14 protein-coding genes are annotated in these 15,821 nt (G+C 69.8%); 6 read left to right on the top strand and 8 right to left on the bottom strand.

Annotated features, from left to right (window positions below):
* Window positions 1–24: 24 nt before the first annotated feature.
* Together H284_RS0103475 and H284_RS0103470 are read right to left on the bottom strand one after the other, a co-directional pair.
* Complete coding sequence (locus H284_RS0103475; RefSeq protein ID WP_020665331.1) at window positions 25–2,508, bottom strand: MucBP domain-containing protein; 2,484 nt, start codon at window positions 2,506–2,508, stop codon at window positions 25–27.
* Between the two features lie 124 nt (window positions 2,509–2,632).
* Window positions 2,633–3,910: a uracil-xanthine permease family protein gene (locus tag H284_RS0103470; RefSeq protein WP_020075167.1), complete on the bottom strand. Its 1,278-nt coding sequence runs from the start codon at window positions 3,908–3,910 to the stop codon at window positions 2,633–2,635.
* A gap of 204 nt (window positions 3,911–4,114) precedes the next feature.
* Between H284_RS0103470 and H284_RS0103465 the strand changes: the two genes are divergently transcribed.
* The 6 genes from H284_RS0103465 to H284_RS0103440 all read left to right on the top strand — a co-directional run bounded on the left by H284_RS0103465 (window position 4,115) and on the right by H284_RS0103440 (window position 10,640).
* Window positions 4,115–5,470: an NCS2 family permease gene (locus tag H284_RS0103465; protein WP_018190428.1), complete on the top strand. Its 1,356-nt coding sequence runs from the start codon at window positions 4,115–4,117 to the stop codon at window positions 5,468–5,470.
* Window positions 5,471–5,606: 136 nt separating this feature from the next.
* Window positions 5,607–5,900 (top strand): hypothetical protein, encoded by a 294-nt coding sequence (locus tag H284_RS0103460; RefSeq protein WP_020075166.1) that lies wholly within the window; start codon window positions 5,607–5,609, stop codon window positions 5,898–5,900.
* Between the two features lie 138 nt (window positions 5,901–6,038).
* Entirely contained in the window at window positions 6,039–6,722 is a 684-nt protein-coding gene (trmB, locus tag H284_RS0103455) for a tRNA (guanosine(46)-N7)-methyltransferase TrmB (protein ID WP_020075165.1), read from the top strand.
* A gap of 295 nt (window positions 6,723–7,017) precedes the next feature.
* Window positions 7,018–8,400: an aldehyde dehydrogenase family protein gene (locus H284_RS0103450; protein ID WP_020075164.1), complete on the top strand. Its 1,383-nt coding sequence runs from the start codon at window positions 7,018–7,020 to the stop codon at window positions 8,398–8,400.
* Window positions 8,401–8,589: 189 nt separating this feature from the next.
* Window positions 8,590–10,155, top strand: a complete 1,566-nt coding sequence (locus H284_RS0103445; protein ID WP_020075163.1) for an aspartate ammonia-lyase — start codon at window positions 8,590–8,592, stop codon at window positions 10,153–10,155.
* 119 nt (window positions 10,156–10,274) lie between these two features.
* Window positions 10,275–10,640, top strand: a complete 366-nt coding sequence (locus H284_RS0103440) for a hypothetical protein (RefSeq protein WP_020075162.1) — start codon at window positions 10,275–10,277, stop codon at window positions 10,638–10,640.
* 152 nt (window positions 10,641–10,792) lie between these two features.
* On the opposite strand, the gene H284_RS0103435 is transcribed toward H284_RS0103440, so the two are convergent.
* The 6 genes from H284_RS0103435 to H284_RS0103410 form a co-directional block, all read right to left on the bottom strand.
* On the bottom strand, window positions 10,793–11,077 hold the full coding sequence (locus tag H284_RS0103435; protein ID WP_020075161.1) for a hypothetical protein: 285 nt from the start codon (window positions 11,075–11,077) through the stop codon (window positions 10,793–10,795).
* A 114-nt stretch (window positions 11,078–11,191) separates the two neighbouring features.
* Window positions 11,192–11,404, bottom strand: coding sequence for a hypothetical protein (locus H284_RS0103430; protein ID WP_018190435.1), 213 nt, complete (start codon window positions 11,402–11,404; stop codon window positions 11,192–11,194).
* A 112-nt stretch (window positions 11,405–11,516) separates the two neighbouring features.
* Complete coding sequence (locus H284_RS0103425; protein ID WP_020075160.1) at window positions 11,517–12,434, bottom strand: alpha/beta fold hydrolase; 918 nt, start codon at window positions 12,432–12,434, stop codon at window positions 11,517–11,519.
* A gap of 31 nt (window positions 12,435–12,465) precedes the next feature.
* Window positions 12,466–13,341, bottom strand: a complete 876-nt coding sequence (locus tag H284_RS0103420; protein ID WP_020075159.1) for a fumarylacetoacetate hydrolase family protein — start codon at window positions 13,339–13,341, stop codon at window positions 12,466–12,468.
* A gap of 17 nt (window positions 13,342–13,358) precedes the next feature.
* Entirely contained in the window at window positions 13,359–14,123 is a 765-nt protein-coding gene (locus H284_RS0103415) for a glycosyltransferase family 2 protein (protein WP_018190438.1), read from the bottom strand.
* Window positions 14,124–14,179: 56 nt separating this feature from the next.
* Window positions 14,180–15,784 carry an AlkA N-terminal domain-containing protein gene (locus tag H284_RS0103410; protein ID WP_020075158.1) on the bottom strand — a complete coding sequence of 535 codons (1,605 nt, stop codon included), beginning with the start codon at window positions 15,782–15,784 and terminating at the stop codon, window positions 14,180–14,182.
* Window positions 15,785–15,821: the final 37 nt, after the last annotated feature.

Genomic DNA, 15,821 nt, shown 5'->3' with positions numbered 1-15,821 from the left:
TCCTCCAGCCCGTGTGGCCGATGGTCAGCCGACCTGGCCGGCGCCCCAGGTGAAGTTCAGGTGACCCTTCGCTTCGGTCGTCTGAGCCTCCTTCGCACCCGTCTGCTGCGGCGTGACGTCGAGCAGGTCCGTGGTCTGCTTGAGCGTGCCGAACGCTGCCGTGTTGACGTATCCGGCGTCCCAGGCGATGAACGTCGTGCTCGGGGTTCCGAGCTTCACCGACACCTCGACCCGCGTGTCGGACTTCCGGACGACGGTGTAGGTGTTGCCGTCCTTCGTCACGGTCGCGACGCCCGCGGCGTTCCAGGTCAGCGGGATGCCGGCGAAGCTGTCCGCCCGGCGCGCGTTCTGAGCGCTGTCGATCTGGTCGGAGTACGTGAACCCGGTGACCGGCGCCGTCGCGCGGTACGTCCAGTTGCCGGAGTGCGCCGTGTTCACCGGCAGCACCTTGGTCTGCGTCAGATCGGTCGTCTCACCGCCGAGGAACGTCACCTTGGTGGCCCACGTCACGGTGGAGATCGCCTTGGGCGCGGTCTGAGCATCCTTCGTGTTGTCGAAGCCGGAGATCACGTTCACGAGCTCGAGCGTGCGGGTGCCGCGGCCCGTCGGCGCGCTGTTGACGGAGTCCATTCCGGTGACGACGAAGGTGCTGGACGGGGTTGCGAGCGTGACCGAGATCTCAGCGAGAGTGTCGGATTTCTTCACCACCGTGACGGCACGGCCGGACCAGACGAAGGATGCGGTGCCCGCGGCGGTGAACGTGATGGGCTGGCCGCCGAAGGAGTCGAGGCGCTTGACTCCGTCGGACGCGGTGAGCCGGTCGGTGTACGTGTAGCCGCTGACCGGGATGCCGGTGCGGTAGACGAAGGACTCGTTGAACGTCTCTCCCTGGCCACGCGTGCTGGCACGCGTGATGTCGTTGGTCTCGCCGCCGACGAAGATGGCCTTGACCCTGTAGGCGCCCCACGTGATGTTCGTGTGTCCGTGCGGCTCGGTGGTCAGCGGCTCCTTCACGCCGGTCAGCTTCGGAGTGATGTCGAGCAGGTCGAACATCTGCTGAACCCGAGCCGTCGGTGCGACGTTTCCGTAGCCCGTGTTGTAGATGGTGAACGTCGTGCTGGGTGTCTTCAGCTCGACGGAGATCTCGACGAGGGTGTCGGACTTCTTCCGCAGGACGTACTGATTGCCGTCCTTCGTGACGCCGGCGACCCCGTTGGCTCCGAAGGTGACGGAGACGCCGGGAAGGCTGTCGACGCGTCGGGCGCCGTCGTTGCCGACGATCTGGTCAGTGTAGGTGTAGCCGGTCACGGGGGCTGCCGAGCGATAGGTGTAGCTGTGGAAGTACACCCCGCCCGGCGTGGCCGCCTGGTTGTAGTTGAGGTCGACCTCCTGGCCGCCCACGAAGGCGACCTTCGTCGGGGTGGTCGAGTAGACCAGGGTGATCTCGGTGTTGGTGCCGCTGGTGAACTGTCCGTCGGCCGGGGCACTGCCGGACTTGACCGACACGGTCTTGTAGCCGTTGACCATCGGTGCCTTGATCGAGTAGGCGTCCCCGCCGACACCGAACGTGTTGATGTCCGGCGCGACGGTGCGGCCCGCCTCATCCTGCAGGTGCACGGTCGCCATGGCGGGGTTATGCAGGAAGCGCGGGCTGACCTGCCACATCTTCGGATAGGCGCCCTGAGGGACGCCGTTCACGTTCACCTTGCCGGTGAGGTAGTCGACGTAGAACTTGTACCACTCGTTCCACGGGTCCGAGGCGTACCCGTAACCGGAAGCGTTGTGAAGTTCGGGATACGGGAAGCCCACCGTGTTCATGGAGACAGCGTGTGCGAACTCGTGAATCATGATGTTGGTGTCACGAGAGATGCTCCCGGCCGGGAGGGAGGGGTACCCGGGGGTGCTGGTCTGCGGCGTGATGGAGACCCAGGAGTATGCGGCTTCGCGCGCGTTGGCCCAGTTCCATGCCCAGGTCAAACCGCCGTATGCGCTGCCCGGATTGAACCTCGACGCCACCATGATGCAGTCGTACTCTGCGACCCCGGAGACGCCCTTGAGGATGTCCGCCGTCTCCGACGGCGAGAGACCGCCGTCGGTGCTGGCGGTCGTGAAGGGAGCGTCGACCCACGTGACGGTCGGCGTGATGGTCACGCCGGTGTCCCGGCTCGTCGTGTCCACGAACTGGTTGATCACGTTCTGGGTGTACGTGCGGGCTGCCGTGTCCAAGGTCTGGCGCGATCCGCTCGGATACTTCACGTCGGCGACACCGACGAACAGCACCTTCCAGTTCGGTTTGCTGATCGGCGCTGTGTAGTCGCGGGCTGCGCCCTGCTTCTTCGCCTGGTCGATTGCCCGGCTGATGATGTCGGCGGCCGCGACCGGGCTGGAGGTTGCGGCGCTCGCCGGCGCGGCGGCGCCGAGCGGGACTGCCGCCGCGCCGGCGAGGACGCCGGTGGTGATGACGGTCGCGAGCGCGGCGCGTCGGAGGGAACGATGGATTCGGGTCATGGTGCTCTCTGTTGGGGGAGGCGTCGCCCATCGGCGACGCAGGCGCACCCGAAGAGCGCGCCCACCCCTAGAGACGCGCGAATACCCGCATTGTGACGGGGCAGGACTCAGTCCGCCCGGAGCATCAGTCCGTCCCGCGCAGCCGCGCGATCGACGCCATCACGTGATAGACGACGATCGCCGCGATGGCGCCCAGTGCGATCCCGTTGAAGGTGAGCTGACCGAGGTTCAGCGTCAAGTCGCCGACACCGATGATGAGCGCCGTCGCCGCCGTGAACTGGTTGACCGGCTTGGAGAAGTCGACCTTGTTGTCGAGCCAGATCTTCACGCCGATGATGCCGATCAGGCCGTACAGCGCGGTGGTCACACCGCCGAGCACGCCCGCGGGGATGGTGTTGATCACGGCGCCGACCTTGGGGGAGAGCCCCAGCAGCACGGCGACGATTCCGGCGACCCAGTAGGCGGCGGTGGAGTAGACGCGCGTCGCCGCCATGACGCCGATGTTCTCGCCGTAGGTCGTCGTCCCCGAGCCGCCGAAGAAGCCGGCGATGGTGGTGGCGACGCCGTCCGCGAAGAGCGCCCGGCCGGTCAGCCGGTTGACCGAGGGGTCGGTGAGCTGCGCGACACCGCGGATGTGCCCGACGTTCTCGGCGATCAGGACGAGGACGACCGGGAGGAACGCGGGCAGGATGCCCCAGGTCGCCGCGGGGGAGACGAACGGGTTCGCGGGCAGGGTGAACTGCGGGAAGCCGATCCACGGAGCCTTGGCGACGGCGTCGAAGTTCACCTGGCCGACGATCACCGCGAACACGTACCCGACGGCGACGCCGAGGAAGATCGAGAGCCGGCCGAGCATCCCGCGGAAGAGGACGGTGCAGAGGATGACCGCGGCCAGCGTCACCAGGGCCGTGACGGGCGCCTGGACGAAGTTGTTCTTCGCGGCGGGAGCCAGGTTGAAGCCGATCAGGGCGACGATCGCGCCGGCCACCACCGGCGGCATGAGCCCGTCGATCCACCCGGTCCCGGTCGCGATGACGATCAGGCCGACGACGGCCAGGAGGACACCGGTGACGACGATCCCGAACAGGGCGGACGGCATCCCGTCGGCCTTCGTCGCCGCGACGATCGGGACGATGAACGCGAACGACGAGCCGAGGTAGCTGGGCAGCCGGTTGCCGGTGATGACGAGGAAGAGCAGCGTGCCGACGCCCGAGAACAGCAGGGTCGTCGCGGGCGGGAAGCCGGTGAGCAGCGGCACCAGGAACGTCGCGCCGAACATGGCGACGACGTGCTGGGCGCCGAGCCCGATCGTGCGGGGCCAGGTCAGCCGTTCGCCGGGCAGCACGATCTCGTGCGCGCCCACCTTCTTGCCATCGCCATGCAGCGTCCAGGGCAGTGCCATGCGTGTCCTTCGGAGGTCGTGAGTCGGAATAGGCTTGGTGCTGCGCATTCGCGCATTACTCGACGAACCTGAGTCTTCGCCGTCCACCGCCCACCGATCCTACGGGAGTCCACCATTTCCGCATCGACCAGCGCGCCCACCTCCACGGGGCGCTTCGACCGCTTCTTCGAGATCAGCGCCCGCGGCACGACGTGGGGAACGGAGGTGCGCGGCGGCGTCCTCACCTTCGTCACCATGGCGTACATCGTCATCCTGAACCCGCTCATCCTGGGCGGGACGAAGGATGTGGTGGGCCACACCCTCGGGACGACGCAGGTCGCCGCCGTCACGGCCCTCAGCGCCGGTGTGATGACGGTGCTGTTCGGCCTGATCGCTCGGCTGCCGTTCGCGTTCGCGGCCGGGCTCGGCATCAACTCGTTCCTCGCCGTCAACGTGGTCAAGATCCTCACCTGGCAGGAGGCGATGGGGCTCGTCGTCATCAACGGCGTGATCATCGTGCTGCTCTCGGCGACCGGGTTGCGGAAGCTCATCTTCAACGCCGTCCCGGCGCCGCTGAAGACGGCGATCACGGTCGGCATCGGTCTCTTCATCGCGTTCATCGGCTTCGTCGACAGCGGCTTCGTCCGCACCACGACGCTCTCGTCGCCGCCCGTCCAGCTCGGTGAGGCCGGATCCATCGCGACTCTGCCGACCATCACCTTCCTCATCGCCCTCGTCATCATGGGCGTGCTGATGGCGCGCAAGGTGAAGGGCGCGCTGCTCATCGGCATCGTCGCCGCCACGGTCGTCGCGATCATCGCTGAGGCCATCTGGCACGTCGGACCCTCGATGGGCAAGAACCCGGCCGGCTGGAACCTCACGGTGCCGCAGCTGCCGACCTCGCTCGTCTCGCTGCCGGACCTCAGCCTCGTCGGCCAGGTGGACCTGTTCGGGGCCTTCGGCCGCATCGGCGCGCTCGCCGCCATCATGCTCATCTTCACGCTCGTCTTCACGAACTTCTTCGACGCCATGGGCTCGATGACCGGGCTGGCGCGCAGCGCCGGTCTGGCGAACGAGGACGGCACCTTCCCGCGCCTGCAGCCCGCGCTCATCGTGGAGGGTGTCGGCGCGATCGTCGGCGGTGGCACCTCGTCGTCGTCGAACACGGTGTTCGTGGAGTCGGCCTCCGGCATCGGCGAGGGAGCGAAGACCGGCTTCGCCAGCGTCATCACCGGCGCGCTGTTCCTGCTCGCGATGTTCTTCACGCCGCTGACCCAGGTGGTCCCGCTGGAGGTGGCCGCTGCCGCGCTCGTCGTGGTCGGCGCCCTGATGGTGGTGCAGATCAAGCACATCGACTTCACCGAGTTCTCGGTGGTGCTCCCGGTGTTCCTGACGATCATCGTCATGCCGCTGACGTACTCGATCGCCAACGGGATCGGCGTCGGCTTCATCAGCTGGGTCCTCATCCGCTCGCTCGCCGGCAAGGCCCGCGAGATCAGCCCGCTGCTCTGGATCGTCGCCGCCGGCTTCCTCATCTACTTCGCGCGCGGTCCGATCGAGGGGCTGCTCGGGCAGGTGTGACCTCACCGATTCGTGCCGAATGTGCGCTATGGCGGTGCCATAACGCACATTCGGCACGAATCTGGGGGTGGCCTCAGGGAGGAATCGGGGGGTACCCCGATAGTGCGGCAGTGGAGCCAATCGGTTGGATGGAGACATGACCACCACCACCAGCACCCGGTACCAGACCGCCACACCCGACCGCACCCTCAGCATCACGAGCTTCGCGCTCGGGCTCGCCTCCATCGTCTTCGGCTGGACGCTCATCGCTCCGGTCGCCGGCCTCGTCGTCGGCATCATGGCGCTGAAGCGCGAGCCGCTGGGCAAGACCTTCGCGGTGTGGGGAATCGTCCTCAACGCCGTGATGCTCGCCGGCGCAGCGTTCTTCGCCCTCCTCGCCCTCGTGGGCATCGGGTTCGGCGTCCTGGCGCTGCCTTTCGCCTGGCTCTGAGTCGCCACGCGGTTCGTAGTTCGATCCCAGTGTCAGACCTCGGTCGCGGGCTCCCTCGGCGCTGGGGTCGCGGCATCGCTCCGCGCTGCTTCGAGCTCCACCGCGCCTGGCTGTAAGTCGACAGGGGACAATGGGGGGATGGAACCATCCCCCCTCGTCCGGCCCCGCAGCTTCGTGGTGCGCGGCCGCAAGACCGAAGCCCAGTCGCGCGCGATCGACGAACTGTGGCCGAGCTTCGGCGTCGACTTCGACGGCTCGCCGCTCGACCTGGACGCGATCTTCGGGCGCACGGCCCCCCGCGTGGTCGAGATCGGCTTCGGCAACGGCGAGAACCTGCTGACCCTGGCGGAGCGCCATCCCGACCGCGACTTCCTCGGCATCGAGGTGCACGGCGCAGGCATCGGCCGGGTGCTCGGCGCGATGCGGGATCGCGGACTCACGAACATCCGCATCGTGCGGCACGACGCGGTCGAGGTGTTCGAGCGCGGGCTCCCCGCAGGCTCGGTGGATGAGATCCTCATCTTCTTCCCCGACCCCTGGCCCAAGGCGCGTCACCACCGGCGCAGGCTCATCCAGCCGGAGGTCGCCCGACTTTTCGTCGCCGCGCTGTCCCCGGAGGGCGTGCTCCGGCTCGCGACCGACTGGGAGCCGTACGCCGAGCACATGATCGAGGTGCTCGACGCCGAGCCCGGTCTTGTGAACCTCGCGGGCGATGCGCACTTCATCCCGCGCCCGGACGACCGCCCGGTCACCAAGTTCGAGCGCCGGGGCGAGCGCCTCGGCCACGCCATCTTCGACCTCGCGTACCGTCCCGCCCGCTGACCCGCTTGACCCGCCCGCTCGACCCCATCCGCCCGTCCGCGACGGAAAGGGAGGTCATCCGGTCCCGCATCCCGCCGGATCGCCTCCGTCTCCCGCGTCGAACCGGCGTGTCGACGGGAGTCGCCTCCCTTTCGTTCCTGCCACCGGACAGGACGGAAACGGAGGAGATCCGCATCCCGAACCCGGCGCGCCGCGGGAAACGGAGGACACGGACGGCCGCCGGCACCGGATCGCCTCCCTTTCGGGGGCGCACGCCTCCGACCTCAGGAACCGCCCGGGTTCGTAGGATGGGCGCATGACGCATGCGCGCACGGTCGACGAGCTCCGGTCCGCTTTCGAACAAGGGGTCACCAAGCCGCTCGCGTGGCGCCTCGACCAGCTCCGGGCGCTGCGGCGCATGCTCACCGACCGGTCCGCGGAGTTCGAGGATGCGCTGCTCGCCGACCTGGCGAAGAGCCCGACCGAGTCGCAGATCGCCGAGCTCGGGTTCGTCGTCGGCGAGATCGACCACACGCTGAAGCACCTGCGCCGCTGGCTGCGGCCGCGCCGCGTGTCCGTTCCCGGAGCGCTGCTCCCGGCACGCGCATCCACGATGCTCGAGCCGGTCGGCGTCGTGCTCGTCATCGCGCCGTGGAACTACCCCGTGCAGCTGCTGCTCGCCCCGCTGGTGGGCGCGCTCGCGGCCGGCAACGCCGTTGTGCTCAAGCCCAGCGAGCTGGCCCCCGCCACGTCTGCGGCGATGGCGCGCCTCATCCCGCTGTACCTCGATCCCCGCGCCGTCGCGGTCGTCGAGGGCGGCGTGGAGGACACCACCGACCTGCTCGCCCAGCGGTGGGACCACATCTTCTACACCGGCAACGGCCGCGTCGGCCGCATCGTCGCCGCCGCAGCGGTCGAGAACCTCACCCCGGTCACGCTGGAGCTCGGCGGCAAGTCGCCCGTCTACGTCGATGCCACGGTGGACATCGCCGCCGTCGCCCGACGCATCGCCTGGGGCAAGTTCATGAACGCCGGGCAGACCTGCGTCGCGCCCGACTACGTGCTCGCCGAACGTTCCATCGTCCCGCGCCTCGCCGACGCGCTGCGCGACGCGGTCCGCGACCTCTACGGCGACGACCCGGCGGAGAGCCCGGACTACGGCCGCATCGTCAACGACCGCCAGTTCGAACGGCTGACCGGGATGCTCGGCTCGGGCACTGCGGCGGTCGGCGGCGACCACGACGCGGAGACCCGGTACCTCGCTCCGACCGTGCTCACCGATGTCGCGCCCGAGTCGCCCGCGATGGCGGAGGAGATCTTCGGCCCCATCCTCCCGATCCTTCCCGTCGACGGCCTCGACGACGCCATCCGCTTCATCCGCGCGGGGAACAAGCCGCTCGCCCTGTACGTGTTCACCTCGAGCGCGACGACCCGCCGCCGCATCCTCACCGAGACCAGCTCCGGCGCGGTCGGTTTCGGCGTTCCGGCTGCGCACCTCGCGGTCGCCGGACTCCCGTTCGGCGGCGTCGGCGAGAGCGGTGTCGGCGCGTATCACGGCGAGCGATCGCTGCGGACCTTCAGCCACGAGAAGGCCGTGCTCAGCAAGCCGCTCAGCCCCGACACCATGCAGCTGATCTACCCGCCGTACACCGAGGCGAAGGACCGCTTCGCGCGCGGTCTGCTGCGCAAACTGGGCTGATCGCGCAACCGTCCGCCGCGATGGACACCGTGTCGAAGGAGTGTGGAGATGGGCGACAGGTCGTCCAGTGGGCCTCACGGGCCCGGGGGTAGGCTCGGCACTGCCGGAGGCCACGAACGTCCGGCGCCCGAAAGACATGCCAACGCACAACGAGAGGCAACGGTGCCAACCGTGAACCCGACAGCAACCATGGACGAGTCGAAGACAGCCCCCATCCCCGTCGTCACCCCGTCCGGACTCGTCGTCACCGATGCGTCCGAGAACGTCTCCGACGTCCCGACCCCCAGCGCGGAGGGGCGCCCGACCCGCATCGAGACCGATTCGCTCGGCAGTCGCGAGATCCCGGCCGACGCGTACTGGGGCATCCACACCTCGCGCGCGCTGGAGAACTTCCCGATCGCCAAGCGCCCGATCTCCGTCTACCCGGACCTCATCGTCGCCCTGGCCAGCGTCAAGCAGGCCGCAGCACGCGCCAATGCCGAGATCGGCGTGCTGGAAGCGCATAAGGCCGAGCTGATCGACCGCGCCTGCCAGCTCATCATCGACGGCCGGTACCACGACCAGTTCGTGGTCGGCGTCATGCAGGGCGGCGCCGGAACCTCGACCAACATGAACGCGAACGAGGTCATCGCCAACATCGCGCTCGAGCTCGACGGGCACGAGAAGGGCGACTACTCCCACCTGCACCCGATCGACGACGTCAACCGCAGTCAGAGCACGAACGACACGTACCCGACCGCCATCAAGATCGGTCTCACCTTCGCGCTCGGGCACCTGCTCGACGAGCTCGCGCTGCTGCGCGACTCGTTCGCGGCCAAGGCGGCCGAGTTCCGCAACATCCTGAAGGTCGGCCGGACGCAGCTGCAGGATGCCGTGCCCATGACCCTGGGCCAGGAGTTCCACGGCTTCGCCACCACGCTGACGGAGGACCACGCGCGCCTGACCGAGACGAAGTGGCTGCTCGCCGAGATCAACCTCGGTGCGACCGCGATCGGCACGGGGATCACCGCGGACCCGGGCTACGCCGCCGCCGCCGTCCGTCACCTGAACGTCATCACCGGCCTGAACCTCGAGACCGCGCCGGACCTCATCGAGTCCACAAGCGACGCCGGCGCGTTCATGTCGTTCTCCGGCTCGCTGAAGCGCAGCGCGATCAAGCTCTCGAAGATCTGCAACGACCTCCGCCTGCTCTCCTCCGGGCCCCAGGCGGGTCTCGGCGAGATCAATCTCCCGGCCCGCCAGGCCGGCTCCAGCATCATGCCCGGCAAGGTCAACCCCGTCATCCCCGAGGTCGTCAACCAGGTGGCCTTCTCGGTCGCGGGCGCGGACGTGACGGTCACCATGGCGGCCGAGGGTGGCCAGCTGCAGCTCAACGCCTTCGAGCCGGTCATCGCGCACTCCATGCTGCAGAGCATCACGTGGATGGCGCAGGCGTTCCGCACCCTCCGCATCAATTGCGTGGACGGCATCACCGCCAACGAGGAGCGCCTCGGTGCGATGGTCGGTTCGTCCGTCGGCGTGATCACCGCGCTCACCCCGCACATCGGCTACGCCGCCTCCGCCGCCCTCGCCAAGTCAGCGCTGCTGACCGGCCGCAACGTCGCCGACCTCGTCGTCGAGGCGAAGCTGATGAGCCGCGAGGAGGTCACCCGGCTGTTGTCGCCCGCCCGTCTGAGCGGCTTGGAAGTCGTCACGACGGCCATCCCGGTGATCCAGGCGGACGCCATCCGCGAGGCACGCTCCGATACCGAGTGAGAGCCGGGGCTCCCCAACTCCGTCATCGAACGCAGACTCGCTCGTCTACTCCAGTGGACGGATGCTCGCCTTCCCGCTGGCCCAGCGGGTCGACGCGGCTCCGCTGGAAGGAGCGACGGATGCCGCGAGGCGAGAGACGGATCGTGGACCGCTTCCTGCGGTCGCTGGAACGGGTACCGGGCGTCCATGTTGTGGATGCCGGCGCACTGCTGCTGCAGGTGCTGACCCCGGACCTCCGGATCGTGGAGGTGCGGGTGGAGGAGGATGCGCTGCTCGCCAACGCCCGCCTGGTCGCCGACGACGCGGCTCTGCACGGGCTCTCCGGCACCGACAGCGTCGACCGGTCCTTCACCCTGTTCTTCCTGCACATGCAGGCGGCCGTAGGGTCCGGTCCGCTGAAGGGTGTCCGCAGGCTCCGCTACACCGCTCGGGGCGTGGTCCCGGACGGGCGCGCGGGAACGGAGACACAGCCGCGCAATCAATAGCGGACATTGCTGTCTAGGCTTTTCGCCCCCGACCCGGGCATGGTGAGCACAAGCCTGTATAGAGGTCGTTATGCCCGACATGACGACAAGGGTGCCGGCACCGGGGAATCTCGCTGCGCCGAGTGCCGGCACCCGACCTTCTCCGACTCCCGTCAGTCGGACGGCGCGGGACCGGCGGCCGGAGAATCGTCCGCCGGGAGTTCGTCCGTGCTCTGCGGCACGGTGCATTCGAACCCGTACACCGCGCAGGGTGGAGTGCCCCGGAGCGCGGAGAACGCGTAGACATCGACGACGGCGGCGCCTCCGAGATGGGAGGGTCGGCGGATGCGGCTGGGCGGCGTTCGGGAGAGGGAGGGCACCGAGAGGGTGGTCTCGCTGCCGTCACGGGCGACGAGGACGCAGGTGAGCATCCATCCGTCCGCTTCGTCGGGGATCATGCTGCGACCCTAGGCTGTGCGGCCGCTCAGGTCGATTCCCCCGTCGGAGGGGAGAAGAAATCGGTGCCGTCCGCGGGGCCGATGTGCGGCCCGGCGGACGGCACCGGAAGAGAGTCAGTTGAAGGGCGCCCACTCGTCGAGGTCGTACTCGAGCTCGATGCCGTCGTAGAGGCGGACCCGCCAGACCTTGCTGTTGCCGCCGACATACTGGCCGCGGGCGGTCTCCATCGACCACTCACCGTCGCCGACGCGCTGCCAACGGATCATGCCGACGTGTTCGCGGAGCCGCGGCGCGTGCGGCGGGTGAAGGAAGTCGTCTTCAGACATTTATCCATACCGTCCCCCTCGCTGCCCTCTCATCGTGGCCCAGCGCGAAGATGAGTCACTACCCCCAAATGTGGGGTCTAGGCTTTTCGGGCACCCGGCGAGGCGGGATCGCTCAGCGCTCGCGCGCCTCGGCCTCGCGGAAGAGGGCGATCATGTCGCGGCCCAGCTGGTGCGGGGCGGTCTCGCAGGGGCTGTGGCCGGTGCGGTAGACGGCGAGGTGGGCGCCGAGGGCCTTCGCGTTCGCGGCGTGCAGGTGGGTCGGCCAGAGATCGTGATCACCCGTGACGACGAGGAGCGGGATGCCGCTGGCGGCGACGCGCGCACGCACATCCGGCACCCGCTTCATCAGCCCGACGATGTCGTCGACGCTGGAGCGGCGGGTGAGCGCGAACCGCGACCGCACGAACGCCAGCCGGCTGTCGGACACCTTGTTCTTGTTCGTCGTGATGCCCCAGATCATGAGGCTCGCGCCGATGTGGGGCGTCGCGAACCAGCTGAGCACCCCGATGATCCGCACGCCGCGGAACGACTGCCCGGGCTCGGGCGGCGCCGTCAGGAGGGTGAGCGACCGGAACAGCTCGGGATGCTCCACCAGCGCCAGCTGCGACAGGATCCCCGCGAACGAGTAGCCGAGGACGTGCGCCGGACCGCCGTCGCGCAGGAACGCGACGACATCGGCCACGAGCAGTCCGTAGGTGTAGTGGCCGCCGGGCACGGGGCCGGCATCCGCCGACTCGTACTGCCCGGCCAGGTCGAAACTCTGCACGTAGTAGCCGGCCGCGACGAGGATGGGCGCCAGGAGGTAGAAGTCCTCCTTGGAGCCGGTCACGCCGGGGATGAGGACCACGCGTGGATCGGCGGGGTCGCCCAGCGCGGCGACCGCAAGCTCTCCACTGGGAGCGCGGAAGCGCGAGAACACCGTGCCGACGGGCGCGACCGACCAGTCGATATCGGGCAGCGCGGCATCGAGGCGCGCAGCCTCGTCGTCCCCGCCCGTGACGGGACGCCTCTCTCCGATGGACACAGCCATTACGCTAACGCACCACGGCGCGCCCGGTGGGTCAGGTGACGCGGCAGTACGTGGTGAGGTAGCCGATCCCGCCGATGGAGACCGTGACGGTGGACCGGTCGCGGAGGAAGACGGGAGGGGTGCGCGAGTAGCCCGCGCCGCCCGGGCTCCCGGTGGAGATCAGGGTTCCCGGTGGGATGGTGGCGGAGCGGGAGAGGAACTCGATCAGCTCCGGGACGCTGCGGACCATGTCGGCCGTCGAAGCATCCTGCAGGATCGCGCCGTCGACGTTGGTGGTCAGCCAGAGGTCCTGCGGGTCGGGGATCTCGTCCGCCGTGACGACCACGGGCCCGGTAGGGGTGAAGCCGTCGAACGACTTGCAGCGCGACCACTGCGCCTCCGAGAACTGCAGGTCGCGGGCGGTGATGTCGTTGACCACGGTGTAGCCCCAGACGTAGTCGAGGGCGTCCTGCACGGAGACGTTCCGCGCCGGGCGGCCGATCACGACCCCCAGTTCGGCCTCGTAGTCCACCTGGGTGGACAGGTCGGCCGGCCAGGTCGTCGTGCCGCCGTGCCCGGCCAGGGAGTTCGGCCAGAGGTTGAAGACCGTCGCCGCCTTCTCGCTCCGCAGCTTCAGCTCCGAGGCGTGCGCGGCATAGTTCGCGCCGATCGCGATGACGTGCGGCGGGCGGAGCACAGCGGAGGCGTGGCGCAGCTCGTGCACCGGTGGCAGTTCGCGACCGGCGGCTTCGGCCTCGGCGACCACCGCGCGCACCTCGGCGAGGCCGTCCTCGCCCCATTCGATGAGCTCCTGCAGGTCCCGCGGCGGCCGGGCCATCACTTCGTCGAGGAAGAGGGCTCCGTCTCCGATGACGGCGGCCAGGCGGGGCCCGGGATCTGCGGCGTTGCTGAGGTGCGAGAATCTCACCGATCCAGGCTATCGGTTCAGGCGACCGCGCCCGGCGCGTCCCGCTCCCTGTCGTGCGCCAGTCGGCGGCGGGCGATGCGCCGCCGCCAGGGCGACTGGTCCGGAAGGTGCATGCTGAGCGTCGTGTACGCCCAGCGCAGCCGCCGCCCGAAGCCGCGCCAGGTGGAGAACGGGCGCGCCGAGATCCCGACGGTGAGCCGCTCGTCGTACCGGACGACGGTGTCGAGGCTCAGGTGGAAGGCGAGGTCCAGGTCGTCGTGGATGTCGCCACGGTCGCGGTGGACGCGGTCGCGCACATCCAGCCACACCTCGCGGCGCATGGCGAAGTTGGAGCCGAAGATGGGCGGGTTCCCCAGCCAGATCCCCATCGACCAGAAGTAGCCGCCGATGTAGAGCACCTGCCCGAGACCGGCGACGACCGTGTTGCCGTCGTAGAACACGCCGCGGCCGGTGAGCACGCCGACCTCCGGGGCGTCGACGAGTTCAGCCTCGATGTGGAGCAGCCAATCGGCCGGCGGGCGCGAGTCGGCATCCAGCCGCGCGATGATGTCGCCGGTCGCGGCGTCGTAGCCGGTGGATGCGGCGGGCCAGATCCCGCGCTGCGGCTGCTCGACGACGCGGGCGCCCGCGGCGCGCGCGACATCGGCGGTGCCGTCGCTGCTGCCGTTGTCCACCACGATGATCTCGTCCGCGGGTCGGAGCTGCGCGGCGAGGTCGTCCAGGCAGCGGGCGAGCATCTCGGCGTCATCGAGGGCCGGGATGACGACGGACAGGGAGGGCACGTTCCGATCCTAGGCCTGCCTGGAGGAGCGAGGCCTGCACGGCGGGGCTTCGTTCGCTATGCCCGCCACAGGTGCAGCACGGCGTAGCTGCGCCACGGCGCCCAGCGTGCGCCGTACTCCGCGAGCCCGCGCGCATCCCCCGGGAGGCCGAGCCGCGCGGCACCCTGGCGGAGCGCCAGATCGCCGGTGAGCAGGATGTCCGGGCTGCCCAGCACCCGCAGGGCGACGTATCCGGCCGTCCACGGGCCGATGCCCGGCAGTTCCATCAGTCGGCGTTCGAGGTCGTCGCGCGACTCGCCGACGTTGATGCTGAGGCGACCGTCGGCCAGCGCCGCGGCGGCACCGACGATCGCGTCGATCCGGCGGGACGGCCCGCGGAGCACCTCCCGCCCGCGCTCGGCGATCGCGGCGGCAGTGGGGAAGAGGCGGGTGAGGGTGCCGCCTCCGGGCACCGGGAGGTCGATGGGCTCGCCGAGCGCGTCGGTGAGCCGGGTCAGCGCGGTGCGGGCTGCGGCGACCGACACCTGCTGTCCGATGAGGGCGCGGAAGACGATCTCCTCCGCATCCACGGCCCCGGGCACGCGGAGCCCGGGCGACGCCGCGACGCTGGGTGCCAGCGCGGGGTCGGCGGCCAGCGCCGCGTCGATCGCCTCGGCATCCGCGTCGAGGTCGAGCAGCCGGCGCACGCGCGCGACGAGGGGAGCCAGGTCGGCGACGTCGGCGAGGGAGGCGTCGCACTGGACCGCGGGGGATTCGGACGTGCCGGTGAGGGTCAGCCGCACCACCGCCGGGCCGTGGGGGAGCCGGAGAGCCCGGGCATACCCGACGCCGTCCTGGCTCGCGTCCGCGCCGGCGACCTCCATCCCGTCGATCGCGCGGGCCGCGAGGAAGCCGAGCACCGACGCACCGTCGAACGGTGCGCGGGCGGGAAGCCGCAGGCTCAGCGTCACCGTGCCGGGCTCGCGGTGCGCGGCGGCGGGGGAGCGGCGGGCCGCGGTCCGGATGGCACCGGGCGTCAGCCGGTAGACCTCGGCCATGGTCTCGTTGAACTGACGGACGCTGCTGAAGCCGGCGGCGAAGGCCACATCGGTGATCGGCAGGTCGCTGCCGGTCAGGAGCAGGCGCGCGGTCTGCGCACGGTGGGCGCGGGCGAGCGCGAGCGGGCCGGCGCCGAGCTCGGCGGTGAGCACGCGGTTCAGGTGCCGCGGGGTGTAGCCGAGCCGGCGCGCGAGGCCGGGGACGCCCTCCCGCTCCACCGTGCCGTCGGCGATGAGCCGCATGGCGCGGGCGGCGAGGTCGTCGCGGACGTTCCATTCCGGTGAACCGGGCACGGCGTCCGGGAGGCAGCGCTTGCAGGCGCGGAGCCCCGCCTCGTGTGCGGCCGCCGCCGTCAGATAGAAGGTGACGTTGCCGGGCTTCGGCGTCACCGCCGGGCAGCTCGGGCGGCAGTAGATGCCGGTGGTGTGCACGCCGGTGATGAACTGCCCGTCGAAACGCGCATCCTTGGCGCTCATCGCCCGGTAGCGCTCGGCGAACACCGGGTCGGCGAGCGGGCCGTCGGAGCCGGTGCCGGCAGCGCCCGTCGCCGGGCCGGTTGTCGCGACGGACGGGGGATGCTGCAGCGTGCTCATGTCCACCAGCGTGACACCCGCCGCCGACATCCGATAGCGGAAATCGGACATGACCGCGCGGCCGACT

Source organism: Cryocola sp. 340MFSha3.1, assembly GCF_000383315.1.
Classification (GTDB): Bacteria; Actinomycetota; Actinomycetes; order Actinomycetales; family Microbacteriaceae; genus Leifsonia.
Note: the sequence above shows the minus strand (reverse complement) of the source record. Positions and strands in the feature narration are given on the sequence as shown.